The following is a 24,307-nucleotide window of genomic DNA, read 5'->3' as shown; positions in this document are numbered from 1 at the left end:
CGGTTGTGACAGTTTCTCATTCCCATTCAGCGATCGCAGTCGAACCGCAGCGCCTCAAGCAACTGCAGCGGTTGCTAACTAAATTGCCTCTGACGATCGCGCCAGAGCTGGATTGGCAGCAAATCGATCGGGCGTTGACCCATCCCAGCGCCGCTGAGGACCACTACGATCGCTTGGAGTTTTTGGGGGATGCTGTGCTGCGCTTAGCGATCGCTGACTTCCTCGATCGTCACTATCCCGACTTATCCGTGGGCGATTGTTCTGCCCTGCGTTCAGAACTTGGGAGCGATCGCACCCTCGCCGCGATCGCAGCTAGCTATAACCTGGAGCGTGTCCTACGCGTGGGTAAGACGGCAGCCAACGATCGCGCGGGTCAGCAAAGCCGCTTAGCGGAAGCCTTTGAAGCTCTGCTCGGGGCGCTGTACCTCAGTCAGCGCAATCTTGACCCAATTCGCTCTTGGCTCGATCCGCACTTGCAGCAACGGGCCACGGCCATGCTCCAAGATCCAACGCGGGGCAACTATAAAGCAGCTCTCCAAGAGTGGACCTTACAGCGCTATCAAGAACTTCCGGAATACCGTACTGAGCAGCGCAGTGACGCCTGTGGCGATCCAGCAGCTTTTGCTGCTGAGGTCTGGTTTCGTGGCGAGAAGTTGGGCAGCGGGGTCGGGCGATCGATCAAAGCAGCCCAGCAAGCCGCAGCTCTGGTTGCCTGTACAGCCTTAGAACTGACTCACTCAGATAGTTGATCCCATTACCGGTCGACAAGCAGGGAAGACCGCAATCGCACCCCTCAGCTTCATAGCATCTTTTTACTGAAAACTGTAATTACACAGATTGTCGCCAGTTGTTTTTAACAAATTGTTATTACTAAAGCTGTGAATCCCCCACGGCCAAGTTAAAGAACTCGTAACGGACTGCTTCTTCCGAGAGTGCAGAAATTAGAGTGAGTTCAGAGGGGTGAGCAGAGTATTAGGTCTGTTGGCCCGGCCAGCCAGTTGAACTCAAACAGGCAGCAACAATGAAAACGGCTCTGGCATGCTTTGGTCTGGCACTAATGGTGAATACTGGTCTGGCTCTACCTCTCCAAGCCAGACCTGGGGGTTGGGGGCGACCAGACTTTAGTCGGCCGATCGATCGCCCCGCTGACTTTCCAGATCGTCCAGTCGAACAACCGAACTGGCAACGCGATAACTTTGATAGACCGGTAGATCAGCCCAATTGGCAACGCGATAATTTCGATCGTCCTGTGATTAATCAGCCAGTCTACAACCGACCGATTAATTCTGGAAACGTCATTATTAATAATCGCCCAGTTAATATCAATAACATCAATACTCGTCCAGCCTGGGTAAACAACAATTGGGTCGCTGCACGGCCCTGGGGCGGCTACGGTTGGTACGGTGGTTGGAGCAGTCCACCTTGGGGTTGGTGGGGGGCTAACGCTGCTGTTTGGGGGGTCACAACTCTCACGAGTGCTGCGATTATTGGCAGCTCGATAGACAATGCGATCAGCAGCAACGTGACCTACGTTTCAGTGCCCAACAGTGCTTACACGCTTTATTACGGAACGGTTGCTCCTATCAATAGCAGTCAAGTCAAATTTGCCTTTGGCTACCAAGGACAAACCTATCAAGCAGTAGCCGATTGCCAGCAGGGCTTCCTGAATGGGCAGCCCCCTTCAACTCCTGCTGATGCTGAATTGATGAATTCTGCCTGCCAAGTCGCTTTTGCTAGCTTCTAAGCCTGAACTGGCGATCGCTGATTCACCCTCCAACTCTTGGGAGCGAAGAAGGAAGATGTTGAGCGGCAATCGCTCAACATCTTTTCAATGATTCCTGAATAGATAAGAAGCTTCCGAAGCGGATCGCATTTGCAACGTTCTCAGAGAGCCGATCGCGATCGTTAGAGTGGGATCGTTCTCCCCATCGACCCTACGATGGATCAGGCTCGGACGACCACCGTGGATCACCCCGATCGTGAGACCCCTTTTCTCCTCTTTGCCCAACATGGCTGGGACGATCGCTCGTACCCCATTCAGCAGATGGCCCAGAGCATCGCGCCGCAGTACTCGCAGGTCTACGCGCCGAATTTAGGGCGATTCCGCACTTGGATTGCGATCGAACCTCTGATCCAGAGTGTGGAAGCAGTCGTTCTCGAGGCGATCGCGCAATATCCGGATCGGCCCCTGCGTTTCCTAGGGCATTCCATGGGTGGGTTGATTTGGCTGGAAGTCCTCAGCCGTCATCGTGAGTGGTGGGACCGCACCCATAGCTTGGTGCTAGTTGGGTCGCCAGTCAGTGGTTCAGATGTCTGTCGATTGCTCGACCCCTTCGGTCGATTGCCGAGTATTGCCAAGGATTTAGGGCGAAACCGTCGTCCTTTGGCTGAAGCGATCGCGGCTCAAATCCCCACGGCTTCAATCGTCAGTGACCTAGGCGACTATAGTGATGGCCTCGTGCCAGTCAACGGTTCAGAGTTTGAGCGAGCCACGCTGGTTACGCTGAAAGATATTTCCCACGCGCGCCTGAAATCCCATCCTCAAGTCGCTGATGCGATCGCTCAATTCTGGAAACAGCCCTCGATTGCGCCCCGTCCTCGCGATCGCGCTGGTACCCTCATCGCTCAACTCCGCAGCCTTAATCTCACCGAGTGCAACCACCGGAACTTTGCTAAGGCAGCGGTGCTGAAGAGCCAACCCGACGGGGTCAAAATTTGGCGCTGGCTGAATCCGCTGCGGGTACAACATATTTTTGTCAGTAGCCCAGATCCTGCAACGGGCCGTGATTGCTGTCGCTACGCTGCCTATACTGGCTGGCTCGACGATGCGGCGCTCTCGAAATTCCTGGAAAAACTCTAAGGCTAGTTTTTAGGCTTGCGAATGGATGTAGCACAAGCCGCACATTGGCCTAAAATCGTGACCTCATAGCGATCGGGACGAAAGCCTGCGGGCACAGCACTGAGATCAATCGGGGCGATCGCTGTCCAGTCCAAGTCTTGAATCCCCCCACAACTCTCACAGCGGCAGTGATGGTGTGGCTCCGTGCGCGCGTCGTAGCGGGTAATCCCTTCATCGAGCAGCACTTCCCGAATTAGGCCAACTTCGCGTAGTACCGAAAGTGCGCCATAAACAGCGGCCTTAGACGCCATCGGCAACTCTTGATTGATGTCCTGCAGGATTGTCTCGACCGTGGGATGGTCATGGCGACCCAGCAGGTTTGCATAGACCGCAAATCGCTGTGGCGTTACCCGCAAACCCGCTTGTTGCAAGCGATCGCGGATAGAGACCGAGGGCGTTGAGGAGGCAGACATAGAACCGAGAGCAGGCAGATCAGGGGCTCTTCCATCCTAGCCTTTCTCCTAGATTTGACTCAGATCTCAATGTTTTTTAGTTTTAGGTTTGACAGCTTTTTATCTAAGACTTATTCTTAGATAAGTTGTTACCTGGCACCTGTCACCGAATGGACCTCTCCAACCCCACCACCTTGGCCAACCTCGAAGCTGCCTTCGGGGGTGAATCGATGGCCAACCGCAAGTACCTCTTCTTCGCAGATGTCTGCAAAAAATTGGGTCTCACCGATCTCGCCAAACTCTTCCGAGAAACCGCTAATCAAGAGACTGAGCATGCCTTCGCCCACTTCCGTCTGCTCCACCCAGAACTAGTCGTTGCCAATCCAGAAAGCCTCAGCGAAGAGGAGAAGAAACAGATTGCAGCTCGCTGTCTGGAACTGGCGATCGAAGGGGAGACCTACGAGTTCACAACGATGTACCCCGAGTTCTATGCCCAAGCCGTGACGGAGAGAGACGCTAGTGCAGCGGCGGAATTCAAGGAGCAAGAGGAAGAGTCTCGCGAGCATGCCGGCATCTTCAAAACGGCTGCCAAAAACTTTGGCCTGCTGACCCCAATCGAGGAGTACCATGCCAAGCAGTACGGCGTTGCCCTGCAAGCCTTAGAAAGTGGCACCGCGAGCAAAGCGCCCGCAGACTCAAATCCGGCAACTCAGAAATGGATTTGCCTGCAATGCTCTGTCATTTACGATCCGGCTGAAGGCGATCTGGACTCTGGCATTGCACCCGGGACACCCTTCGCAGCCATTCCAGAGGATTGGTCCTGCCCGATCTGCGGAGTGACGAAAAAGAGTTTTGTTCCCTACCAAGAGCCCGCGATCGCTGCTTAATTAAGCATCCGCGATCGCCCGCAAACAGTCCCCATCTCAAGACAGAATGTTGTCGTTCACGTCCTCTGCGAGATGGGGATTTTTCATGGGTTGATTGCGATGATGATCCTTTACAACAAAGGGCTTAAGCCTGTTGCTTCCCGTCTGATGACTTTCTCAATCGAAACAATAGTCGCCATCTAACCCAAACCATCTTCTGGGCTCAGCGAGGGAGTTCAGCCGGAGATGCCGGTTGTTTTGTCTCGCTCAAGAAGCGCACGGCTTCAACCACAAAGCGACGACATTGCTCGGGCGATCGCTGATAGAACTGCCGCCAAGCAGCAGCTTTATCTTCGTCATAGCGATCGCTACGGTCAGCATGATCCGCAAGCCAAGCCAAGCGCACAGCATGACCCACCAACACATCCAGGACAATGTAATCCTCTAGTCGCAGGCTGGGATTATCTTCGAAGAAGCTATGCAAGCTCATCAGCGCTTCAATCGTGATCTGCCGATATTCCGGCGCATCGATCTTGTTGAGCAAATGCTCGATGTAGAGCGCAAAGTTCTTTTCGCCCGGTGTCATTTCTGCCAGTAATGGATCACTATCGAGACGATTGCGGCGCTCTAACTTATCACCAATCACCAAGCCCCGGCAGTGACACATCACCTCCCAAACACACGGATAAAAACGAGTCGGAACGCGATTGAGAGCTCCTTCTCGCTGCCGTTGTAGATGCCAGTTTTTTTGAGCGGGTTCTTCCGGCTCACTGCTCGCTTCCGGCAATTGCCAAACAATGTTGGCAACTGCTGTGTTGAGGTGCAGGCTTTCTTGCTGACGCAGCAACTGATTGACTGTATCGAAGCCAAAGATCACCGATCGCAGTCGCTGTTTGACCTCATGTGGACTCAACTGCATCAACTGCTCGTAGGCTTCATCTTGGGTCAGTTTTCGTTCCTGCGCTAAGTCACTGGTTAGCAACAGGATCAGATAGCCGACACGCAGCGTTAGGAAGCCTCGGAATTGATCGGGGTCACTCTTGACCAAGACATTGAGGTGAACCAAAATTTCTTGGGTCAAAACCCGTTCACGGATATCTTCACGACAGTAGAGATTGATTTTTTCTTGCAGTTCCGGTGTGGTCAGTGGCTCCGCAATCAAGGAATCACGACTGTAGGCTTTGCCGACTGCAATTTGCTTTTGCCGCACCAGTAGATCGGTCACTGCATCCGCCAGGCTGATATCCACTCGTCCCAGCAAACCGGCAGCCCGACGCACCACGCCCCAGAGCCGTAGTTGTGCCCCACATTCATAGACTTCTTCCAGCAAGGTTGTGAGACTGACGGGCAGGCGATCGCTGTGGAGTTGAATCTCGGCAGCCTCACCCGCGATCGCTTGCAAATCCTGCAACAGCTCTACCTGTTCGTAGAGGTTGACGCTCTCGCGCAGCTGCTGAATCAGCACATCGACATCAGCCTCAACTTCCAAATCAAATTCTTGGCGACGACTGAGCGGGCGATCGCAGGCCGGATCATGCTGGAGCCAGTACTGCTGTAGGGGTTGCCCATCTTGCACCGCAGCTTCCACAAACCGGAAGTCGTGGAGATTATCGATGCGTTCCGTCGAAGCAGTGCGCAGCAGTTGTTGCAGTGGCCCCAGCTTAATGGCCACACCACTACATTCGCCTTGTTGCAACTCTGCCATTAGATCGAGCAGCGCTTCCTGCCCCGTTTCCAGCATGGTGTGAGTGAGCAACAAAGTCAGGGTCGGGCGGCCGAGGGCATCCCAGTTGCGCTGGATGTACCGTAATTCGCCCTTGAACTGGTCGATTAGCAGGGTGTAGTCCAAGGGCAGATAGGACTGCCGCTGATCGAGGAAGGTTGGCAGAAAAACAACCCGTTCACCGGCCAAACGGTAGACCTTCGCCGTGCTTAGGCTGCGCAGACGACGAATGGGGCGACCCGTCAAGCGCAGCTTGGTATTGCGGCCTACTTGGCCATAGACCTGCGCCAGATCAGCAGCGCTACGAATCTGAATCGGAGCCACTTGACTGGGGGTTTGGCTGGCAATGCCCCGCACCGCCAGTTCTGCTTGCAGTGCCTCGTCCTCAGCAATCAAGGCAATTTGAACCAGCGGTTGGGGCCGAGGTCGCTGCGATCGCAGGTGACGCCCGAGGGGATCCAAGTCACCGGGGGCAATCAAGTCATCCGCCAGCATTTGCCCCAGCAGGTAGAGGCTCTGAGCCCAGACTAAGGGGATGTTGTCGTTGGGGAGGCGCGCTTGACTGCGGGGATTGGCCCGCTCCGCCTCAATCCGTTCCAACGGCACGTAGTACAGCTCGGGCAGCAAGCCAAATTCACCCTGCCGTACCTGCAGAAAATTCAGTCGCTCGCGGTAGTGTTGGGCGCGATCGCGATCGCCTGCGAATAGAGCATCGAGCAGTAGGTAGGTAAAAAACAGCGGCCATTCACACTCGATGTGCTCGAACTGCTGCAATTCCCACGGCTCGTAGTGGAGGCGGCTCGTATCCTCGATCGCCGTTTGGTGGCCGTCGCGCAGGAAGCGCTTACAGCCGTAGCGGCCTTCGAGTTTTTCAACAATTTTGCGGCGGGTGCGATCGATCAGCTCCGGATCTTCAACGGCAAAAGCGGGAAAGCCAATCACACTCAGGGTGGCCGCATCCACTTCCTTGGAGGCCGATTCCCGAGGCAGCAGCGATTGCAAGGTCAGCCGCGTCCGCGCAATCTCATCGGGCATGACGTGAATTACGGAAGACTGATCGCCCTCAATCCCAGACAGGTTGAAGCCACTCATTGCCTCCAGCGCCGCTTGGGCCATGCCAATCGAGCTAGCGTTCAGCTCCGCGTTGCCGTGGTTAATCTTGTTGCCGCGTTCCCAAATGCCGTAATCCGGCGTGCGGTAGGTGCGGCCGATGTACCAGACCAGATTTTGGATAAAGTTGACCTCATCCAAGCTATAGACAATCCCCAGCCCCGAGTTGGTCATTTGGGCCAGCATCACCAAAAAGAGCGACGTGGCATCGAGTTGTAAATGCCCCCACTCGCTATCGCCGACGATTGTGCTGCCGGTAGGTGTGTCGTATTTGGCGTGGAGTGCGTCGAGGGGATCTTGGGTGTTTTTGAAGCGCTCGACATTGTCCGCCTGCTGCATCATCGCGAACAGCAGGCCGCGCATCAGTTTAATGACGCTGTGCTCCAGTTGATAAGCCCGCGTGGGCTGCAAGCTGTGCTTACCGTAGGCGATCGCTAGACCCCAAACGGCGAGGATGCTGTAGACGTTATCCCGCACCCAAGCATCTTGATAGTTGCCGTGGGTATTGACCGCCGTACTCGCTGGCATCAGCCCCGAAACCGGATGCTGACGCTCGAGGATGACCGCTTGAATTTGCTGGTAGTAGCGATCGAGTTGGGCTTCAACCGAGGGCGAAGGTGCGGGGGTCATGGCTCTCCAGTGGCAGCGAAGCGATCGCTTCACTCCCTAGAATTAACGTGTAATCGTCTGATCCTCCCAAAATCTGTCCGGAGCGAACAGCCCTTGTCCAGGATGGCCTCCATGCCTTTGGTTTCCGTGCCCGATCGCCAGCGTCACAAAGTCTTTCAGCTTCCCGTCGATCTCTGCGCGGACTATCCCACTTGGTTGGGCGATCGCATGAGTCAAGGGCAAGGGGCTCATGTGATCACGATCAATGCCGAAATGGCGATGCAGGCAGAGCAGGATCCAGAGCTAGGGCGGGCGATCCGCGAAGCCGATCTCGTCATTCCTGATGGGGCTGGGGTGGTTTGGTATCTGCGCCTACGCGGCAGAAAAGTGCGCCGCAGCCCCGGCATTGAGCTGGCAGCAGATTTGATTTGCCAAGCAGCGGGTTTAGGCTGGCAAGTCTTTTTCTTTGGCGGTGCGCCCGGTGTAGCGGCGGCAGCAGCACAAGTTTGGCAGCAACAATATCCAACGCTAAAAGTTGCTGGCGTCCAGCATGGCTTTCTTAGTGATGACGAGCGATCGCAACTGCTGCGAGATTTGGAAACGAAGCAACCGCAACTAATTCCGGTCGGTCTAGGAGTGCCCCGCCAAGAGTTTTGGATTCGAGAACATCGCCACCTCTCGCCCCAGTCGATTTGGATGGGCATTGGCGGCAGCTTTGATGTTTGGTCGGGTCAAAAGCAACGCGCTCCCCGGCTGTTGCAACAGCTCAACTTGGAATGGACTTGGCGACTAATCCAAGAGCCTTGGCGCTGGCGACGGATGCTGGCTTTGCCTCGCTTTGCTTGGCGTGCCGTTACGGATTGGTCATGAGTTCAACTGCAAGCAGCGTCTTTGCTGACGAAACGCTGTTGTTTGAGCCGGCCACACCGATCGCCAATGCGGTGCCGCTGATTTTTGCCTTCCCGAACGAGTACAGCGTCGGGATTACCAGCCTTGGTTTCCAGATTGTTTGGGCAACGCTTGCAGCGCGATCGGATCTGCAGGTCAGTCGCCTATTTACAGATATTGCAGAACCCCTGCCCCGTCAGCCGGAACTCCTGGGCTTTTCGCTGTCCTGGGAGCTGGACTACGTCAACATTCTGGCGATGCTGGAGCAGTTGGGCATCCCCCTGCGATCGCGCGATCGTGGCGATGAGCATCCGCTCGTGTTTGGGGGCGGCCCAACGTTGACGGCAAATCCGGAGCCCTTTGCTGATTTCTTCGATGTGATCTTGGTCGGGGATGGTGAAGTGCTGCTCGACGCGTTTATCGACGCTTATCAACCCCTACGCGATCGCCCACGAGCAGAAAAGCTCCGACAACTGGCTCAAGTTCCAGGGCTCTATATTCCGGCGCTTTACGAACCGATTTATGAGGCGGCAGATGGGGCGATCGCCACGATCCAACCCATCGATAACGACATTCCAGTCCAAATCGAGAAGCAGACCTATCGCGGTAATGTTCTCTCCGCTTCAACGGTAGTGACACCTCGCGCTGCTTGGGAAAGCATCTACATGGTCGAGGTGGTGCGTAGCTGCCCTGAGATGTGTCGCTTTTGCCTCGCCAGCTATCTGACCCTGCCATTCCGTACCGCCAGCCTTGAGGAATCACTGCAACCTGCGATCGCTCGCGGATTGACGGCAACGCAGCGGATTGGTCTATTGGGTGCTTCGGTCACGCAGCATCCTGAATTTCCGGCCTTACTGGACCGGTTAGGACAGCCAGAATTTACCGATGTTCGCCTCAGTGTGGCTTCAGTACGAACCAATACGGTCACTGAAAAATTTGCCAGTATTTTGGCGCAGCGCGGCACGAAGTCACTGACGATCGCGGTGGAAAGTGGCTCAGAACGACTCCGCCAAGTGATCAACAAAAAGCTGGCTCAGGCTGAGATTACAGAAGCGGCAGTCAATGCCAAAGCCGGTGGACTACAAGGGCTAAAACTCTACGGTATGGCGGGAGTCCCGACCGAAACGGAAGATGATTTGCTGGCAACCGCAGAGATGCTGAAAGGGCTGAAGAAAGCGGCACCGGGGCTACGGCTCAGCTATGGTTGCAGCACCTTTGTTCCCAAAGCCCAGACGCCATTCCAATGGCAGGGCGTATCGCCAAAAGCGGAGAAGCGGTTGCAATTTTTGCAGAAGCAGTTACGGCCACAGGGCATCGAATTTCGGCCTGAAAGTTATAGCTGGTCCGTGATTCAAGCGCTGATCTCCAGAGGCGATCGCCGCCTCAGTTCTCTTTTAGAACGAGTGCGTCACTACGGTGAATCGCTGGGTAGCTACCGTCGCGCTTTCAAGGAGCTGAAAGGAACACTACCACCGCTGGATTTTTACGTTTTCCAAGACTGGGAGCCTGAAGCACCATTACCTTGGCAACATCTGCGCGGCCCACTGCCAGTCGAAACCCTGCGCAAACACCGTCAACAGGCTTTCGCGATCGCGGCAGCCGGAGTAGGATCCAAGTAATCAACGAGCCTCGTGACAATCATTCAAGACAACACCATACCCTTTGCCTAAGACAAGCTCAGTTTTAAGCGATCTTTGTATTGCCCTCATCTGATGGGAATTGGGTTTAGCCCTGTAGATGTCGATAAGCACTGTCTCCGATCTGCTCGGGTATACTGAGTCCTAGGTGATGAGCATCAAGAATTGCAGATTTCACAAATTCTGGTGTTATTTTCATTGGCATATTACCGACAAAAGGGAAGCCTAATGAAGCTTCACTAACGATCTCTAAAGCTTGGGTGTCGCTACTGCTTAGCGAGAGTTGACCAAGATGAATCGGCAGCCCAACAGCAGCAAAAAACTCGGCAACTCGTGTTGCTTCCTTGGGGCGCGATTCCATCATCAGTTGAGCAAGAGTCCCCATCGCTACCATTTCGCCGTGAAGGTAGTTGGCACGCACATGGGGAATCGCTGTGTAGCTTTGGGCGACAGCATGAGCGCCGGCCAACCCACCACTTTCAAAGCCCAGCCCGCTAAGTAAGGTATTTGCTTCTACCACTGACTCCAAGGCGTCGTTGACCGTTTTGGAGGCAACAGCCGCAGCGGCAGCACAGCCTTCTTGAAAGAGGGTATGGGCACAGACTTCACCGATCGCACATGCAGCCAAGGTGGGACGAGCGCCCACGGTTGTGACAGCCGCCGGATTACGAAGACAGACAGACGCCTCATACCAAGTCGCCATCGCGTCACCCATCCCAGCCACAAGGTAGCGTTCGGGCGCTGCGGCAATGATGTCGGTATCGACAACCACGATGGCTGGGCTATTGGGATAGAACTCGACGCCTTGAGAAATTCCCTCAGGGGAGTAGAGGACAGAGAGCGCAGAACAGGGGGCATCGTTGGAGGCAAGGGTCGGGACGACAACGACAGGAATCCCCAACCGAAACGCGATCGCTTTACCGGTATCGATACATTTCCCACCTCCCGCAGCAATCACGCAGTCGATTCGCTCTTTGGAAAAAGCGGTGGTGTGAGCGGTGATTTCATCGGTTGTACATTCGCCCTGAAAGGTGCTGACGACAGCATCAACACCAGCCGATCGCAGTCCGGCTAGTAATAAATCTCCTTCATTTCGACTGCTGCGTTGCGACATCAGCAGGCCTGCTCGTTTTGCCTGCAATAGGGAGAGGTAGCGGCCAACACTCCGCAAAACACCTCGCCCTTGGATGTAGCGCTGGGGCGAGATAAAGACACGCGGGGCAGGATGACCTTGATCGGCAGGGGCGAAGACTGCCTGCGGAAGGTAGCCCGTCGAAACTTCCATGATGCGGTCTCGCTTTGCTCGCAGATTGTGATGATTCAATCGTGGAGCTGAGGAGTGTCATGGATGCGATCTCTATAGTCTTTTATTCGTTTTAAGCAGCTATGTTTTGGAGTTAGTTGGGTGCGATCGCCTCAATTTCAATCGTGACAGCAGCGGGTTTTGAATTGGGTTGAGGGTTGAGGCTGGGATAGGGATCGACTTGAGTGAGGCGAACGCGGTAGCGTCCAAAAACATGACTTTGGGGTTCTAGGGTTGTGTGGAAGCTGTAATCTTTGCCTGCGATCGCTAAAACAACCTCTGCATCCCCAGCCCAAACGCATCGCGCCCCTGTGGGACAACGGGAATCGGCAACCAGCGATCGATATTGAATGGTGAGATTACTAGGAGTAGCAGTGATGGTTTTACCCAGTGGGATGGTGTAACTTGCTGGGTTCTGTGCGATTGCCAATACCTGAAAAGAAGCGAAATACACAATGCCAGACAAGAATAGATTCATTGATTTACACAAAAAGCTTGGACGTGTTTACTCAATTGGCTTGCCTGGACTAAGCAAGCCAGGAAATTGCCAGCCTATCCCAGTAACAGTATTGATAACAGCACATATTAATCCAACTGTATGCTGTTGAACTTGATCGAGATATTTGCAATCTATTGGAGTGTCAAAAATCATCATCTGATGATTAACAAAGAATGGAATGGCAGCACCGTTTGAATCGGGTGGTTCCCATGAACCATGACAAAGAACATTTCTCATTTTTGAGGCTTCCCTCAAGTCATGTAGAAGCTCGTCAAGATTCTCGATCGTAGTATCTGGATGCTCCCTTACTGATTGCTCGTAAGTATTTATGAGATTTGCTAGAGAATCTTTTAGAGCATGCTCCAGCTTATGCAGCCACTTATCATAAATTTGTTGAACTTCATGCTCCTCATACACTTTTGTTGCTGTTAGCGCAAAAATTGCCTTTCCTAAAACTTGTTCTAAATATCCAAAAGTTGCAACAACACGCCCTAGACTTTCCCAAAAGGTAGATTGATGAAGATGAGTTGGAAATTTTTCATGTAAACCAGTTTGATCAACCTGATATTGAGTCATTTTTATTCGTCTATTAGAAAAGAAAACTTCCTAAAAATCCCCACACCGCAGCAATTAACAATGTGGGGATGGATTTAGAGAGTTAAGACTTAGTCCAGATCAAAGCGATCGGCATTCATCACCTTCGTCCAGGCAGCGACAAAGTCTCGCACAAACTTCTCTTTGTTGTCGTCTTGTGCATAGAGCTCTGAGTAGGCTCGCAGAATCGAATTTGATCCAAAGACCAAATCGACTCGCGTTGCCGTCCACTTCACCTGATTCGTCTTGCGATCGCAGATTTCATACAGGTTTTTTCCAGCCGGTTTCCACAGATAATTCATGTCGGTCAGATTCACGAAAAAGTCATTCGTTAACACCCCTTCGCGATCGGTGAAGACACCGTGCTTCGTACCGCCATGGTTGGTTCCCAAGACACGCAGGCCACCAATCAACACCGTCATCTCTGGAGCCGTCAGACCCAACAGTTGCGTGCGATCAAGCAGCAATTCTTCAGGCGTTGCCGCATAGTCCTGCTTGAGCCAGTTGCGATAGCCATCGTGAATCGGCTCCAGCACTGCAAAGGATTCCGTATCCGTTTGCTCAGCCGTTGCATCGCCACGACCCGGCGCAAAGGGAAGCACAATTTCAACACCGGCAGCCCTGGCTGCTTGCTCCACCCCAACATTGCCAGCCAGAACAATGACGTCGGCAACGCTCGCCCCAGTAGCGGCAGCAATTCCTTCCAGCACAGCCAGCACTTTCGCCAAGCGATCGGGTTCATTCCCTTCCCAATCTTTCTGGGGTGCTAACCGAATCCGTGCCCCATTCGCCCCGCCCCGCTTATCCGAATTTCGATAAGTACGGGCGCTATCCCAAGCTGTGCTGACTAGCTCACTGATACTTAGTCCACTGGCAGCAATCCGATCTTTCACCGCTTGCACGTCATAGTTGCGGTTGCCCGCCGGAATTGGATCCTGCCAAATCAGGTCTTCCTGTGGCACATCCGGGCCAATGTAACGGGCTTTCGGCCCCATATCGCGGTGGGTTAACTTGAACCAAGCCCGTGCAAACACATCCGCAAAGTAGGCCGGATCTTGGTAGAAGCGCTCCGAGATTTTCCGATACTCTGGGTCCATCTTCATGGCCATGTCGGCGTCGGTCATCACCAAGTTGCGGCGAATCGATGGATCTTCGACATCGACCGGTAGATCTTCTTCTCGGGGATTAATCGGTTCCCACTGCCATGCGCCTGCAGGGCTTTTCTTCAGTTCCCAGTCATAGTTCAGGAGCATACGGAAATAGCCGTTGTCCCATTGAGTCGGGTGGGGTGTCCAAGCCCCTTCCAGCCCACTGGTGACAGCGTTGCGACCAATACCGCTCTGGGTTTTATTGATCCAGCCCAAGCCTTGATCTTCCACATCCGCCCCTTCCGGTTCGGGTCCTAGCAAAGCAGCATTGCCATTGCCATGACATTTGCCAACGGTGTGTCCACCAGCAGTTAGCGCCACCGTTTCCTCATCGTTCATCGCCATCCGCGCAAAGGTGACGCGCACGTCATGGGCGGTTTTGAGCGGATCAGGATTGCCATCCACGCCTTCGGGGTTGACGTAAATCAGCCCCATTGTCACGGCTGCTAGCGGATTTTCAAGTTCGCGATCGCCCGTATAGCGACTGTTGGGATTGGTGCTTGGGGGAACCCATTCCTTCTCAGGCCCCCAGTAGATATCTTTCTCAGGATGCCAAATATCTTCTCGTCCAAAGGCAAAACCAAAGGTTTTAAGCCCCATCGATTCGTAGGCGATCGTGCCGGCATAGGCAATTAAATCTGCCCAACTCAACTTGTTGCCGTACTTTTGCTTGATCGGCCAAAGCAAGCGACGCGCTTTGTCTAAATTTGTGTTGTCTGGCCAAGAATTGAGGGGAGCAAAGCGCTGGTTCCCCGTGCCTGCACCACCGCGACCATCGGCAATTCGGTAGGTGCCCGCCGCGTGCCAAGTGAGGCGAATCATCAGACCGCCGTAGTGACCCCAGTCTGCCGGCCACCAGTCTTGGCTATCGGTCATCAGCGCCTGTAAATCTTGCTTGAGCGCAGCGACATCCAGTTTCTTGACTTCTTCCTGATAGTTGAAGTCTGGCCCCATTGGGTTGGTCTTGCGATCGTGCTGGCTCAAAATATCCAGGTTGAGTGCCTTTGGCCACCACTCAGCAGTCGAAATATTAACGGTTGTTGCTCCGCCGTGCATGACCGGACATTTACCCTGAGTTGCTGTCATGGTTTCAGTCTCCTGTTGGTGTTTGGATAAAGCTGGATTACTGTGATCTAATGACTAAGCGCAGCAAAATTGGAACGTAATCGATTGTTTAAGACTCGGTTAGCAAGTGGTGTATTGATTCCCTCCATGTCATTCCCGATGCAAATCACTGCATCACAAACCCCACTAGGGTCATAGGGGAATTTTGCAAGATTCAATTCCTTGATCACGCTTTATTTAATGAAGCGCAGGATAAGATTACAAAACTCACCCTAAAAACTAAGTAGATCTACTTATCAGCTTGCTGGTGTCACACTGCTGCATCGAGAGCAGGTCAGACTACTGAGCAAGCGATCGCAAGGCATAATCCAAGCAAGAACTTTGTAGCTGCCATGTCTAAAACCCTGATCAATCTCATCTTTTGGGGCGCGATCGCAGCGATCGCTGTTTGGCTGGGCAGTGTCTACTACAAGATGGCGATGATGCCGGCTGAAACCACCCAACAAGGCCTCGATACGATTGACACCGTCAACATGGAGATGAATCGGGTCACCGAGCAGCGTCAGCGGGCGATCGATCAATATACAAACCAGTACAGCAATCCCCAGAATTAGCAAAAGCGCCCCTTGAGCGATCAAGAGGCGCTTCAGTCAGCTTTTGCGTTATTCAGCGTTGTCTAGCAGTCTTATCTCCAAGTGAGATAGTTCCCAGACAGGAAACAAGGGGCTTAAGCTTGCAGACCGATTCCGCGGGCCATCAAAGCCGCCAGCAGCGGCAGAATCACGAAAGCAGCGATTTCAATATTCAGCACCCAGCCCAAGCGTTTAGCAGCAGCTTCGCTGATCACGGGTGCCTTGCCATCACGCAGGGGAAAAGCCCAGCGAATAAAGCTGATCGTGGGATAGAGCGACAGGCCGCCGATCGCAAGGTAGAGGCTGACTTTAGTGAGGAAGACGGGGTTGTGCATGTAGAAGCTGACACCCTGCCCAAAGTAGAGAACGCGCAGGACGCCAGTCACCAAAATCGTCAGCGCTGCCAACCCGTAGACAATATCGGTGCCAATCATCAGCTTGGCCTCGTTGATGCTGGGTTCTGCCTTCAGCAGGCGCCGCTCCAGCACGAGTGCCCCAAAGCTGAGCATGAAGCCCAAGTAATGCAGATAGGCCACGATCGCACTCGTCACCATGCTCACACCCCCTAAAATCCGTAAACTTTCTTTACTCACCCTAGAGGAAAGTGGCGGAAAGGCAGTATCGCAGGTTGCGAGATTGTTGATTCTGGCTCCGGTAGGGTGAGAACGGTTCTATTTTGCTGTGCTCGCTCATGTCGACTGTTGCTAACACGTTGCTCGATGCCTTGAATTGGCGCTACGCCGTCAAAGCTTTTGATCCCGATCGCAAAATTCCTGCTGAAACTTGGGAAGTTCTTCAGCAAGCGCTTATACTGACACCCTCTTCTTATGGGCTGCAACCTTGGAAAATTATCCAAGTGGAGTCTCCTGAGCTGCGATCGCAACTGCGGGAGCAGTCCTTTAATCAGGGTCAAGTCACCGATGCATCGCACCTAATTGTTTTTCTGGCGCGTACTTCACTGACGGAAGCCGAAGTCGATCGCCTGATTGAACTGACGGCAACGACGCGATCGGTCGCGGCTGAGAAGCTGGCTGGCTATCGGCAAATGATGATCGGCGATCTGGTTCAAGGCCCGCGCCAAGCCGTGATTCAGTACTGGGCCGCGAATCAGGCTTACATTGCGCTCGGGAATTTCCTGACGGCTGCTGCCTTGCTGGGCGTTGATACTTGCCCGCTGGAGGGAATCATCCCAACGGCCTACGACGAAATCCTGCAGGTCAAAGACAGTGGCTATCAGACGGTCGTAGCTGCTGTAGCGGGCTATCGGTCGGCCAGCGATGGCTACGCGGATTTGGCTAAGGTGCGCTATCCCGCGACAGAGCTGCTGGAAACCCGCTAGCGCTAGCGACTAAACCCGAACGCTAGTGGTTCAGCGCCAGGGCATAACAAGGTGGAAATGCGATCGCCTTCTATTCTTAAAAGCGCTCCCCCCTTAAGGATGGTCGTGTTGGATAACTGGCGATCGCAGCTCTACCAGATGGTTATCGAAACGCGATCGCCTCAAGGTCGAGCTTTCAACCTGTTGATTTACCTCTGCACGATCGCCAGTGTCCTGACGGTGGTTTTAGGTAGCGTTCAAAGCTGGCGGCAAGCGTACGGCGAGGTCTTCAATGGGCTGGAGTGGGGCTTTACGATCATTTTTAGTCTTGACTATTGCTTACGATTACTAGCTGCAACGAAGGTGCGGCGCTACGCCCTCAGCTTCTTTGGCTTGGTTGATTTAATCACGATCTTGCCAACCTATTTTTCAGCTCTGCTGCCCGGCTTTAACTCACTCTTGATTCTGCGATCGCTGCAGCTTTTAAGAATCTTTCGAGTCCTGAAACTTTTCCGGTTTGCAGAAGAGGCCAATCAACTTTGGCGATCGCTCCGCAGCAGTGTACGACGGATCACTGTTTTTCTCTGCGGTGTTTTTATTCTGCAATTAATTATTGCCAGCCTAATCTTTTCGATTGAGGGTAGTGATAATGGCTTCGACAGCATCCCCAAAACGCTCTATTGGACGATTGTCACAATGACGACAGTTGGCTACGGCGACCTGACGCCTCAAACACCCTTGGGTCGGCTGCTTGCCTCCGGCATTATGTTGCTGGGCTACGGAATCATTGCAGTTCCCAGCGGCTTTGTTGCCTACGATCTGGCGCAACTAGAGACACAAAAGCAACCAAGTTGTAGTCAATGTGGCACGGCGATCGCTTGTCCTGATGCTCGTTTTTGCCACCAGTGTGGTCAGGACCTATCAGCCTCAACACCTCCTCAGCCTGAAGCATAGTTCAGGAGTTAGCTATTAGCTGACGATGCTCTATATCGTGACTCGATTTACTTCTTAATATCTCTGGCGACTAAATAAAGACAGCCTGATATTTTCCAGTTGCAGAGACATGAACAACGGATTGTAGGGTCAGTTCGTTCTTAGGTGACCTGTTTCATCTAAGTTTGCTTTCCTTCCTCGACCGGAGAACTTCCATGATCAAAGCCACCGCTTTGTCGCTCGCGGTTACAGCAGTCGCCCTGACGGCGATCGCCCCAACAGCACAAGCCGAAAGTAACCGCTATGGCTTTACTTGCAAACAAGTCAACGGTGCCAACTATGTCACTGTTTTAGAGCCACGACCTGATTTACTCTCCGGCGACGTTCAGGCCTACAACGTCTCCATTCCGGCTTACCAACCCGGTGAGAACTCCACACCTGTGATTGCCTGGAGCCAAAATCTTGACTCTGCCTATCCCGGTGGTTCCTATCAAGCCTCTTCTCGATGTTTGAGCGTGAGTGCCCGCCTCACGAACCTCGGTCTGGCAATGCGAGTTCAGGACTACGCAGGGATGCAAGCGATTGCAGAAATGGCTCGACCGGGCTTAGTCAACAGTGCTGGCGTTGTTGCCGCTGGGCCAATCAATGTTCGGAGTGTTCTGTTTACCCTGACGCCAGAAAATGTGCCCAACACGTCAACCATTCAATTCCGCAATGCGTTGACCGGCGTGGGGGGGCCTGATCTACCAGAAGCGCTGATGCCGCCCATTCAGGAATAGGTCGGCATTAGTTGATCTAATCGACTGAACCTTGGCATCCCCAGACTTTTGATCTGGGGATGTTTACTGAATGGGAATTCCCAGCGAGCTAAGTTCGCGACCAACGAGTGATGCCACCGGCCTGATCGATCAAGGTGATACCCAAATCCGCGAGATAGTGGCGAATCCGATCCGCTTCCGCAAAATCTTTGGCTTGACGAGCTGCATGACGCTTGGCAATCCAGTCTTCGATCGCGGCTTCATCGAGTTCGTTGGTTTCAGCCAGCTCGGGCTCAGCTTCTAGGCCCAGCACACCGGCGAGCTGTACTAAGGTCACCCAATGCTGATGGAGTTGCTGGGCATCCCCGTCCAAGTGACCTTCGTGGATCAGGAGGTTTTGCTGGCGGCGCAATTCCTTGGCCAGCTCGAACAGGACAGCGAGGGCAGCAGGCGTATTGAGGTCATCATCCATCGCCATGCGGAAGCGATCGCTCAGGTCCGGATCAACCGTGACGGATTCTGTCCAACCGAGGCGATCGCCCCAGTGCTCGCCAAAATGCAGACCTTCTTGCAGCGTCTCCCAGCCGTTTTGGCAGGCTTGCAAAGCTTCGTCGGTGAAATCGATCGGCTTGCGATAGTTTGCCTGCAGTACGAACAGCCGTAACACCATCGGTGAAATACCGCCTTCATCCAGCAGCTGGCGGATCGTGGTGAAGTTGCCCAGCGACTTGGACATTTTTTCGCCGCCAACATTGACCATGCCGTTGTGAAGCCAGTAGCGGGCGAGGGGGTGGCCGGTGACGGCTTCCGATTGGGCTATCTCGTTTTCATGGTGCGGAAACACGAGATCAGCACCGCCGACGTGGATATCAATGCTGTCCCCAAGGCGATCGCGCACCATGGCCGAGCATTCAATATGCCAGCCCGGACGACCCGGCCCCCAAGGTGAATCCCACGCTGGTTCCTCGGGTTTGGCCGCTTTCCAGAGGGCAAAGTCAAAGGGATCGTGTTTCAGCGATTCTTCCGCGGACTCTACCCGTCCGCTGGCCCCTGCTTTGAGATCCTCCAGCTTGCGACCCGAGAGCTTGCCGTAGTCCTGAAAGCGGCGTACCGAAAAGTAGACATCGCCATCAGCGGCGTAGGCAAAGCCTTTGTCTTCCAATTCCGCAATCAGCCGTTGAATGCCATCGAGCGTGTGGGTGGCGCGGGGATAGTCGTCGGCTTCCAGAATGTTGAGCCGCGCCATGTCCTCAAAATAAGCCTGCGTGTAGCGATCGGCGATCGCTTGCATAGTCGTGCCTTCTTGTCGCGATCGCCGCAGGATCTTGTCGTCAATGTCCGTGAAATTTTGGACATAGCGAACCCGATAGCCCAGCCAGAGCAGATAGCGCCGGAGCGTATCCCAGACAATGTAAGAACGGGCATGGCCTAAATGGCAGTAGTCGTAAACCGTGACGCCACAGCAATAGAGACTCACACTGCCGGCTTGCAGCGGTTCGAAGCGTTGCTTCTGGCGGGTGAGCGTGTTGTAAAGGCTGAGGGTCATGGGCGGGAAGGGGGCCGAATCACCCTTTATTCTGCGTCACCGATGGACGCTCTCCGTCTTCAAGGCTGCTGCGACTCAGGCGCGATCGCGCTGATCGAAGCATTCAGCTCACAGGATCAAGGATTCCTAGCGCGCCACTGAGATTCCTGAAGTTCAGTCCGCGATCGCTTGCCAATCACTGGCACTCTCGAGTTCTGCAATGCGATCGGGATGGCTGGCGGCCAACTCTCGCAGCAGCGATCGCAGCTGAGATTCCGGTACTTGCTCCCAAAGCCGCTGGGTAATTTCAATCAAGGCTGCCGCACTTTCCCCTAAACCTTCGTTCTGGGTCCAAACATCCTGCACCCAAGTCTCTGCCGACTCCCCATAAAACAAGAGGTCTTGGAGCAACTGCCAGGCATGTTCACGGGAGAGAGTCACGATCGCACAGACATGTGAAGCAAACTTCCCCAGCCTAGCGCTCCCTTGACCCCATCTCTTACGGTGAAGACTTTGGCAACGCCGCGATACCATACGCCAAGAACGCTGCTGGATCAAAACGCATGCCCCTCGATGAGTTGACGCCACTGTGGCAACGGGTTCAGAAAGATCCGATCGCCTTTGGCGCGGGACTCCTCAGCGCTGTTCTACAGCAGTCGCCTCAGCAAGAACCCTGGCGATCGTGGCTGGCGGAACGCCAGTCGGCAGGCGCATCCAATGCCCAACTGAACCGCCCCACCCCCATTGCGATCGACTAGCCCTATGCGCCACTTTGATGCCAGTCAGCCGCTGCGAGTTGCGGTGCTGGGGACGGGGTTTGGCTCAAAAGTTCATATTCCCGCCCTACAGCACCATTCCGAGACGACGGTGCAAGCGGTCTACCATCGTCAGCCCGATCGCGCTGCGGCGATCGCGGTGCAATTCGGCATTCCCAATGCCTACAGCGATCTCGATCAGCTTCTTGCTGATCCCGCGATCGAAGCCGTTACGATCGCCAGTCCGCCCTTTCTGCACTACCCCATGGCTTGGGCGGCTCTCTCGGCGGGCAAATCGGTGCTGCTGGAAAAACCGACAACCCTCAATGTTGAGGAAGCGCGGGCGCTGTGGAAGCTAGCGAGTAGTCAGGGCTTAACTGTCACCCTCGACTTTGAATATCGCTTCGTCCCAGCTTGGCAGTACGTCGCTGAGTTGCTGGCTGAAGGCGTGATCGGGCAGCCATGGCTAGTCAAACTCGATTGGTTGATGTCGAGTCGTGCCGATGCCAGTCGCCCTTGGAATTGGTACGCCCTGCGATCGCAGGGGGGTGGCGCACTGGGTGCCTTGGGTAGTCATAGTTTTGACTATTTGGCTTGGCTGTTTGGCCCGGCCCGGCGACTGCAAGCTCGCTTGTTTACCGCCATTCAAGAACGTCCTGATGCGACCACAGGTGAACTGAAGCCCGTCGACTCCGATGACACCGATCTGATTCAACTGGAATTGGCGGAGGGTGTGCCCTGTCAGATCAGCCTTAGCTCTGTCTTTCGTCAAGGGCGCGGGCACTGGCTGGAGGTCTATGGCGATCGCGGCACGCTGATTCTCGGCAGCAGCAATCAAAAGGACTACGTCCACGGCTTTCAGGTCTGGTTCGCATCAGCAGGCCAAGCCCTTCAGGAGCTAACCGTTCCTCAGCGCTTGGCATTCCGTCAGGAGTTTGCCGATGGTCGTTTGGCCCCCTTCCTGCGGGTCGTCGATCACTGGCTTGCCGATCTGCGCCACGGTCAGATGACGGCGCCGAGTCTCAAGGAAGGCCTGTACTCGCAGTTGCTGATTGATCTCTGCTGGCAGTCACAGCGCAGCGGTGAATGGCAAACCGTTCCTGAACTGAATCGCTTTCTCTAGGTCGCGACTGTTAAGAACCCGTTGCTGCTGCCGAGTGACAGGCGATCATCCTACAAAACCGTGACCCGAGAACTGCAATTGCTGTGGCTGGCGGTTTTTTCGGGGGGCTTCTGCGGTTGTTTGGCTGGCAGAAGACAAGCGGCCATGCCTTTTTGAAAGCCCTTGAAAAACCACTGGATTCGTTCCTCAGGCGTACCGTGGTGGCTGCTGGAGGTGATGTCGTAGTCGCCGTAGAGTCCGTAGGCGCTCACAACTTCATCGAGATCATTGGGCTCCAATAGATCGAGGTCGTTGAGGTAGGCCATCTGCACGCCCGCAAAGCAGTCGGCTTCCAGCTCAATTTCTTTGAGCGGGCGATCGGCTCTGAGCAAGCCCAACCGGTGTTGAATGGCGTGGCCATACTCGTGAATCAAGGCCAAAAAGGCCGCACTGTCACCCAGCTCTAGGGCGATGCCACTCAGCTCGCTTTCATTGAAGTAGATGTTGCCATCCCGCACGCAGTAATGCGCCAAAAAAACATCCCCGCAGGGGGAATAGCGGCGTGCTTCTTTTTGGGTAACCCAGTTGCCGCTGGCGTCCACAAAAGCAGGAACTTTGAACTCGCGATCGAGCTTGCGGAAGACCGATCGCCAGAGCAGAACAAGCTTGCTTTCTACCGTGCTCTTGGCAGCTGGCGTCCATTCCGCGATCGCCGGCAGGGCTGATCCTAGGACCCAGATCAGGCCGCCAAGGGCAATCAGCTTTCTCCCCAACATGACCGTTCTCGCATGCGATCGCAGCAGATGAGCTGCTTCTACTAGCCTAGGCGAGCGATCGCAACAGTGGCGGTACGATCAGAAATCGTTTGAGTGCCATTGGCCATGCAGCATGCCCATGTGATCGGTCTCGGGAAGTCGGGTTGTGCGGCGGCATTGCTGCTGCGGCAGCAGGGCTGGCAAGTAGAACTGAGCGATCGCAACGCCGTAGCTGCTCCCCCTGAGCTCGTGAGTCAGGGCGTGCAATTCCGCCTAGGTGAAAGCCTTGACCCGGTCGCTTGGGGCTGGCAAACGCCCGAACAACGCCCCAACTGCATCGTTGTCAGCCCCGGAGTCCCCTGGGATCTGCCCGGTCTACGGCAAGCGGCTGAGGAACTGCAAATTGAAACCCTCGGCGAACTGGAGCTGGCTTGGCGGACGCTCTCCGACATTCCCTGGGTGGCAGTGACCGGCACCAACGGCAAGACAACAACCACGGCTCTCATTGCGGCGATTTTTGAGCGGGCAGGCTTACAAGCTCCCGCCTGCGGCAATATTGGCTTCGCTGCTTGTGAAGTTGCCCGCCAACAGCAACAGGGCGAGGCCAAGCCGCTGGACTGGGTGATTGCAGAAGCCAGCAGTTATCAAATTGAGGCGGCGGCGACTCTGGCGGCAACGATCGGCCTGTGGACAACCTTTACGCCCGATCACCTCAACCGTCACTACACCCTCGAAAACTACTTCACGATCAAGGCCAGTTTGCTCGATCGCGCTCAGCAACAGGTGTTGAATGGCGATGATCCCTATTTGCGAAATCAAGCCAATGCCACCAGCCGCTGGCCGCTAGCATTTTGGACCAGCACCCAAGGTGCAGAGGCACTACCGACGAGTCGCGATCGTGGTTTTTGGATCGAAGAAGGCTGGGTGATCGATCGCGGTGATCGCCTCTTCCCTGTCGAACGCTTCAGCATGGTCGGCAATCATAACCAACAAAACTTGCTGATGGCAGTCGCCGCCGCTCGACTAGCGGGGATTGAGGCTGAGGCGATCGCTGAAGCTATGGCCAACTTTCCGGGGATTGCGCATCGCCTGGAACGCGTGGCGACTTGGCAGGGAATTGAGCTGATCAACGACAGTAAAGCCACGAACTACGATGCGGCTTGGGTGGGGCTGCAGGCTGTGCCAGGCCCAACAATTTTGATTGCGGGTGGCGAAGCGAAGCAGGGCGACGATCAAGCGTGGCTGGACTTAATTCAAGCTAAGGCCAGAGCCGTGCTACTGATTGGTTCGGCGGCACCACTGTTTGCGCGGCGACTCGCAGAAGTCGGCTACAGCAGTCCAGTGGAAAATGCAGAAACTCTCGATCGCGCGGTGCCCCGAGCGGTAGAACTGGCTCAGTCCCTAGATGCATCGCACGTCTTGCTGTCACCGGCCTGCGCCAGCTTTGATCAGTACCCGAATTTTGAAGCACGAGGCGATCACTTCCGGCGCTGTGCGCAAGCGATCGCCAAAGGCTAAGCCCCGAACCTGACCGAAACAGGCGATCGGCTAGCTCCGTCCACAACTCCCTGCACAACTGTTCATCACTGGGAATAACACCTTATGACGGCTGTTGAGGAGGTCTATTGTGTTGGTCTTAGGGTCTTTCCCTGGAGTACCCGCTAAGCCGCGATCGCTTTAGCAAGCTTGTCCTCTAGGCAAGGCAGTCTGTAAAGAGATTAGGACTACAATCCTTGAGGACAAAGGGCTGAAGCCCTTGATTCCTGGTTTGTGGCCGTCTCAGCTAAGACAGTCAT

The 24,307-nt window shown here is 54.5% G+C and carries 23 protein-coding genes; 13 read left to right on the top strand and 10 right to left on the bottom strand.

Going from position 1 to position 24,307, the window contains the following annotated elements; genetic code table 11:
• Positions 1 to 5 precede the first annotated feature (5 nt).
• From rnc to SYC_RS12860, 3 genes are all read left to right on the top strand, one after another.
• A complete protein-coding gene (rnc, locus tag SYC_RS12870; RefSeq protein ID WP_011244751.1) occupies positions 6 to 749 on the top strand; it encodes a ribonuclease III in 744 nt (247 codons plus the stop codon).
• Between the two features lie 272 nt (positions 750 to 1,021).
• Positions 1,022 to 1,744, top strand: a complete 723-nt coding sequence (locus tag SYC_RS12865; protein WP_011244750.1) for a hypothetical protein — start codon at positions 1,022 to 1,024, stop codon at positions 1,742 to 1,744.
• 195 nt (positions 1,745 to 1,939) lie between these two features.
• Positions 1,940 to 2,860, top strand: coding sequence for an alpha/beta hydrolase (locus SYC_RS12860; protein WP_011244749.1), 921 nt, complete (start codon positions 1,940 to 1,942; stop codon positions 2,858 to 2,860).
• Positions 2,861 to 2,862: 2 nt separating this feature from the next.
• Here SYC_RS12860 and SYC_RS12855 read toward each other — a convergent pair whose 3' ends face one another.
• Positions 2,863 to 3,312, bottom strand: coding sequence for a Fur family transcriptional regulator (locus SYC_RS12855; RefSeq protein WP_011244748.1), 450 nt, complete (start codon positions 3,310 to 3,312; stop codon positions 2,863 to 2,865).
• Between the two features lie 149 nt (positions 3,313 to 3,461).
• Between SYC_RS12855 and SYC_RS12850 the strand changes: the two genes are divergently transcribed.
• The gene (locus SYC_RS12850) at positions 3,462 to 4,178 is read left to right on the top strand and encodes a rubrerythrin family protein (RefSeq protein ID WP_011244747.1); all 717 of its coding nucleotides are present in this window, start codon (positions 3,462 to 3,464) and stop codon (positions 4,176 to 4,178) included.
• Positions 4,179 to 4,380: 202 nt separating this feature from the next.
• On the opposite strand, the gene SYC_RS12845 is transcribed toward SYC_RS12850, so the two are convergent.
• Positions 4,381 to 7,620, bottom strand: coding sequence for a glycoside hydrolase family 15 protein (locus SYC_RS12845; RefSeq protein WP_011244746.1), 3,240 nt, complete (start codon positions 7,618 to 7,620; stop codon positions 4,381 to 4,383).
• 111 nt (positions 7,621 to 7,731) lie between these two features.
• Here SYC_RS12845 and SYC_RS12840 point away from each other — a divergent pair, with 111 nt between their 5' ends.
• Complete coding sequence (locus tag SYC_RS12840; RefSeq protein ID WP_050738297.1) at positions 7,732 to 8,469, top strand: WecB/TagA/CpsF family glycosyltransferase; 738 nt, start codon at positions 7,732 to 7,734, stop codon at positions 8,467 to 8,469.
• Positions 8,466 to 10,106: a B12-binding domain-containing radical SAM protein gene (locus SYC_RS12835; protein ID WP_011244744.1), complete on the top strand. Its 1,641-nt coding sequence runs from the start codon at positions 8,466 to 8,468 to the stop codon at positions 10,104 to 10,106. Before SYC_RS12840 ends, SYC_RS12835 begins: the two co-directional genes overlap by 4 nt.
• Positions 10,107 to 10,212: 106 nt before the next feature.
• On the opposite strand, the gene SYC_RS12830 is transcribed toward SYC_RS12835, so the two are convergent.
• The 4 genes from SYC_RS12830 to katG all read right to left on the bottom strand — a co-directional run bounded on the left by SYC_RS12830 (position 10,213) and on the right by katG (position 14,754).
• Positions 10,213 to 11,409 (bottom strand): glycerol dehydrogenase, encoded by a 1,197-nt coding sequence (locus tag SYC_RS12830; protein ID WP_011244743.1) that lies wholly within the window; start codon positions 11,407 to 11,409, stop codon positions 10,213 to 10,215.
• A 112-nt stretch (positions 11,410 to 11,521) separates the two neighbouring features.
• Positions 11,522 to 11,905: a hypothetical protein gene (locus SYC_RS12825; protein ID WP_011244742.1), complete on the bottom strand. Its 384-nt coding sequence runs from the start codon at positions 11,903 to 11,905 to the stop codon at positions 11,522 to 11,524.
• Positions 11,906 to 11,932: 27 nt separating this feature from the next.
• Positions 11,933 to 12,502, bottom strand: coding sequence for a hypothetical protein (locus tag SYC_RS12820; protein WP_011378129.1), 570 nt, complete (start codon positions 12,500 to 12,502; stop codon positions 11,933 to 11,935).
• Positions 12,503 to 12,591: 89 nt separating this feature from the next.
• A complete protein-coding gene (gene katG / locus SYC_RS12815) occupies positions 12,592 to 14,754 on the bottom strand; it encodes a catalase/peroxidase HPI (protein ID WP_011244741.1) in 2,163 nt (720 codons plus the stop codon).
• A 371-nt stretch (positions 14,755 to 15,125) separates the two neighbouring features.
• Between katG and SYC_RS12810 the strand changes: the two genes are divergently transcribed.
• Positions 15,126 to 15,347, top strand: a complete 222-nt coding sequence (locus SYC_RS12810) for a hypothetical protein (RefSeq protein WP_011378130.1) — start codon at positions 15,126 to 15,128, stop codon at positions 15,345 to 15,347.
• Between the two features lie 113 nt (positions 15,348 to 15,460).
• Here SYC_RS12810 and SYC_RS12805 read toward each other — a convergent pair whose 3' ends face one another.
• Positions 15,461 to 15,919 (bottom strand): DUF2214 family protein, encoded by a 459-nt coding sequence (locus SYC_RS12805; RefSeq protein ID WP_011378131.1) that lies wholly within the window; start codon positions 15,917 to 15,919, stop codon positions 15,461 to 15,463.
• Positions 15,920 to 16,056: 137 nt separating this feature from the next.
• Here SYC_RS12805 and SYC_RS12800 point away from each other — a divergent pair, with 137 nt between their 5' ends.
• The 3 genes from SYC_RS12800 (at position 16,057) to SYC_RS12790 (ending at position 18,395) form a co-directional block, all read left to right on the top strand.
• Positions 16,057 to 16,704, top strand: coding sequence for an NAD(P)H-dependent oxidoreductase (locus SYC_RS12800; RefSeq protein WP_011244739.1), 648 nt, complete (start codon positions 16,057 to 16,059; stop codon positions 16,702 to 16,704).
• Between the two features lie 99 nt (positions 16,705 to 16,803).
• A complete protein-coding gene (locus SYC_RS12795) occupies positions 16,804 to 17,637 on the top strand; it encodes an ion transporter (protein WP_011378132.1) in 834 nt (277 codons plus the stop codon).
• Between the two features lie 194 nt (positions 17,638 to 17,831).
• A complete protein-coding gene (locus SYC_RS12790) occupies positions 17,832 to 18,395 on the top strand; it encodes a COP23 domain-containing protein (RefSeq protein WP_011244737.1) in 564 nt (187 codons plus the stop codon).
• A gap of 88 nt (positions 18,396 to 18,483) precedes the next feature.
• On the opposite strand, the gene cysS is transcribed toward SYC_RS12790, so the two are convergent.
• Complete coding sequence (gene cysS / locus SYC_RS12785; protein ID WP_011244736.1) at positions 18,484 to 19,920, bottom strand: cysteine--tRNA ligase; 1,437 nt, start codon at positions 19,918 to 19,920, stop codon at positions 18,484 to 18,486.
• A gap of 153 nt (positions 19,921 to 20,073) precedes the next feature.
• Entirely contained in the window at positions 20,074 to 20,340 is a 267-nt protein-coding gene (locus SYC_RS13405; protein ID WP_155813933.1) for a hypothetical protein, read from the bottom strand.
• Between the two features lie 122 nt (positions 20,341 to 20,462).
• On the opposite strand from SYC_RS13405, the gene SYC_RS12775 reads away from it, so the two are divergent.
• Both SYC_RS12775 and SYC_RS12770 read left to right on the top strand, forming a co-directional pair.
• Entirely contained in the window at positions 20,463 to 20,657 is a 195-nt protein-coding gene (locus tag SYC_RS12775; RefSeq protein WP_011378134.1) for a hypothetical protein, read from the top strand.
• A gap of 4 nt (positions 20,658 to 20,661) precedes the next feature.
• Positions 20,662 to 21,777 (top strand): Gfo/Idh/MocA family protein, encoded by a 1,116-nt coding sequence (locus SYC_RS12770; RefSeq protein WP_011244734.1) that lies wholly within the window; start codon positions 20,662 to 20,664, stop codon positions 21,775 to 21,777.
• Positions 21,778 to 21,827: 50 nt separating this feature from the next.
• Here the strand turns inward: SYC_RS12770 and SYC_RS12765 are convergent, their stop codons facing one another.
• Positions 21,828 to 22,532, bottom strand: coding sequence for a neutral zinc metallopeptidase (locus SYC_RS12765; RefSeq protein WP_011244733.1), 705 nt, complete (start codon positions 22,530 to 22,532; stop codon positions 21,828 to 21,830).
• 105 nt (positions 22,533 to 22,637) lie between these two features.
• Here SYC_RS12765 and murD point away from each other — a divergent pair, with 105 nt between their 5' ends.
• Positions 22,638 to 24,029, top strand: coding sequence for a UDP-N-acetylmuramoyl-L-alanine--D-glutamate ligase (gene murD, locus SYC_RS12760; RefSeq protein WP_011244732.1), 1,392 nt, complete (start codon positions 22,638 to 22,640; stop codon positions 24,027 to 24,029).
• The last annotated feature ends 278 nt before the right edge of the window (positions 24,030 to 24,307 follow it).

The sequence above is a fragment of the Synechococcus elongatus PCC 6301 genome (assembly GCF_000010065.1).
GTDB lineage: Bacteria > Cyanobacteriota > Cyanobacteriia > Synechococcales > Synechococcaceae > Synechococcus > Synechococcus elongatus.
Note: the sequence above shows the minus strand (reverse complement) of the source record. Positions and strands in the feature narration are given on the sequence as shown.

Excerpts from the sequence above, each read along its gene's own strand:
- SYC_RS12865 (WP_011244750.1), top strand. The coding sequence starts at position 1,022 with ATGAAAACGGCTCTGGCATGCTTTGGTCTGGCACTAATGGTGAATACT.
- SYC_RS12860 (WP_011244749.1), top strand. The coding sequence starts at position 1,940 with ATGGATCAGGCTCGGACGACCACCGTGGATCACCCCGATCGTGAGACC.
- SYC_RS12855 (WP_011244748.1), bottom strand. The coding sequence starts at position 3,312 with ATGTCTGCCTCCTCAACGCCCTCGGTCTCTATCCGCGATCGCTTGCAA.
- SYC_RS12850 (WP_011244747.1), top strand. The coding sequence starts at position 3,462 with ATGGACCTCTCCAACCCCACCACCTTGGCCAACCTCGAAGCTGCCTTC.
- SYC_RS12845 (WP_011244746.1), bottom strand. The coding sequence starts at position 7,620 with ATGACCCCCGCACCTTCGCCCTCGGTTGAAGCCCAACTCGATCGCTAC.
- SYC_RS12840 (WP_050738297.1), top strand. The coding sequence starts at position 7,732 with ATGCCTTTGGTTTCCGTGCCCGATCGCCAGCGTCACAAAGTCTTTCAG.
- SYC_RS12835 (WP_011244744.1), top strand. The coding sequence starts at position 8,466 with ATGAGTTCAACTGCAAGCAGCGTCTTTGCTGACGAAACGCTGTTGTTT.
- SYC_RS12830 (WP_011244743.1), bottom strand. The coding sequence starts at position 11,409 with ATGGAAGTTTCGACGGGCTACCTTCCGCAGGCAGTCTTCGCCCCTGCC.
- SYC_RS12825 (WP_011244742.1), bottom strand. The coding sequence starts at position 11,905 with ATGAATCTATTCTTGTCTGGCATTGTGTATTTCGCTTCTTTTCAGGTA.
- SYC_RS12820 (WP_011378129.1), bottom strand. The coding sequence starts at position 12,502 with ATGACTCAATATCAGGTTGATCAAACTGGTTTACATGAAAAATTTCCA.
- katG (WP_011244741.1), bottom strand. The coding sequence starts at position 14,754 with ATGACAGCAACTCAGGGTAAATGTCCGGTCATGCACGGCGGAGCAACA.
- SYC_RS12810 (WP_011378130.1), top strand. The coding sequence starts at position 15,126 with ATGTCTAAAACCCTGATCAATCTCATCTTTTGGGGCGCGATCGCAGCG.
- SYC_RS12805 (WP_011378131.1), bottom strand. The coding sequence starts at position 15,919 with ATGGTGACGAGTGCGATCGTGGCCTATCTGCATTACTTGGGCTTCATG.
- SYC_RS12800 (WP_011244739.1), top strand. The coding sequence starts at position 16,057 with ATGTCGACTGTTGCTAACACGTTGCTCGATGCCTTGAATTGGCGCTAC.
- SYC_RS12795 (WP_011378132.1), top strand. The coding sequence starts at position 16,804 with ATGGTCGTGTTGGATAACTGGCGATCGCAGCTCTACCAGATGGTTATC.
- SYC_RS12790 (WP_011244737.1), top strand. The coding sequence starts at position 17,832 with ATGATCAAAGCCACCGCTTTGTCGCTCGCGGTTACAGCAGTCGCCCTG.
- cysS (WP_011244736.1), bottom strand. The coding sequence starts at position 19,920 with ATGACCCTCAGCCTTTACAACACGCTCACCCGCCAGAAGCAACGCTTC.
- SYC_RS12775 (WP_011378134.1), top strand. The coding sequence starts at position 20,463 with ATGCCCCTCGATGAGTTGACGCCACTGTGGCAACGGGTTCAGAAAGAT.
- SYC_RS12770 (WP_011244734.1), top strand. The coding sequence starts at position 20,662 with ATGCGCCACTTTGATGCCAGTCAGCCGCTGCGAGTTGCGGTGCTGGGG.
- SYC_RS12765 (WP_011244733.1), bottom strand. The coding sequence starts at position 22,532 with ATGTTGGGGAGAAAGCTGATTGCCCTTGGCGGCCTGATCTGGGTCCTA.
- murD (WP_011244732.1), top strand. The coding sequence starts at position 22,638 with ATGCAGCATGCCCATGTGATCGGTCTCGGGAAGTCGGGTTGTGCGGCG.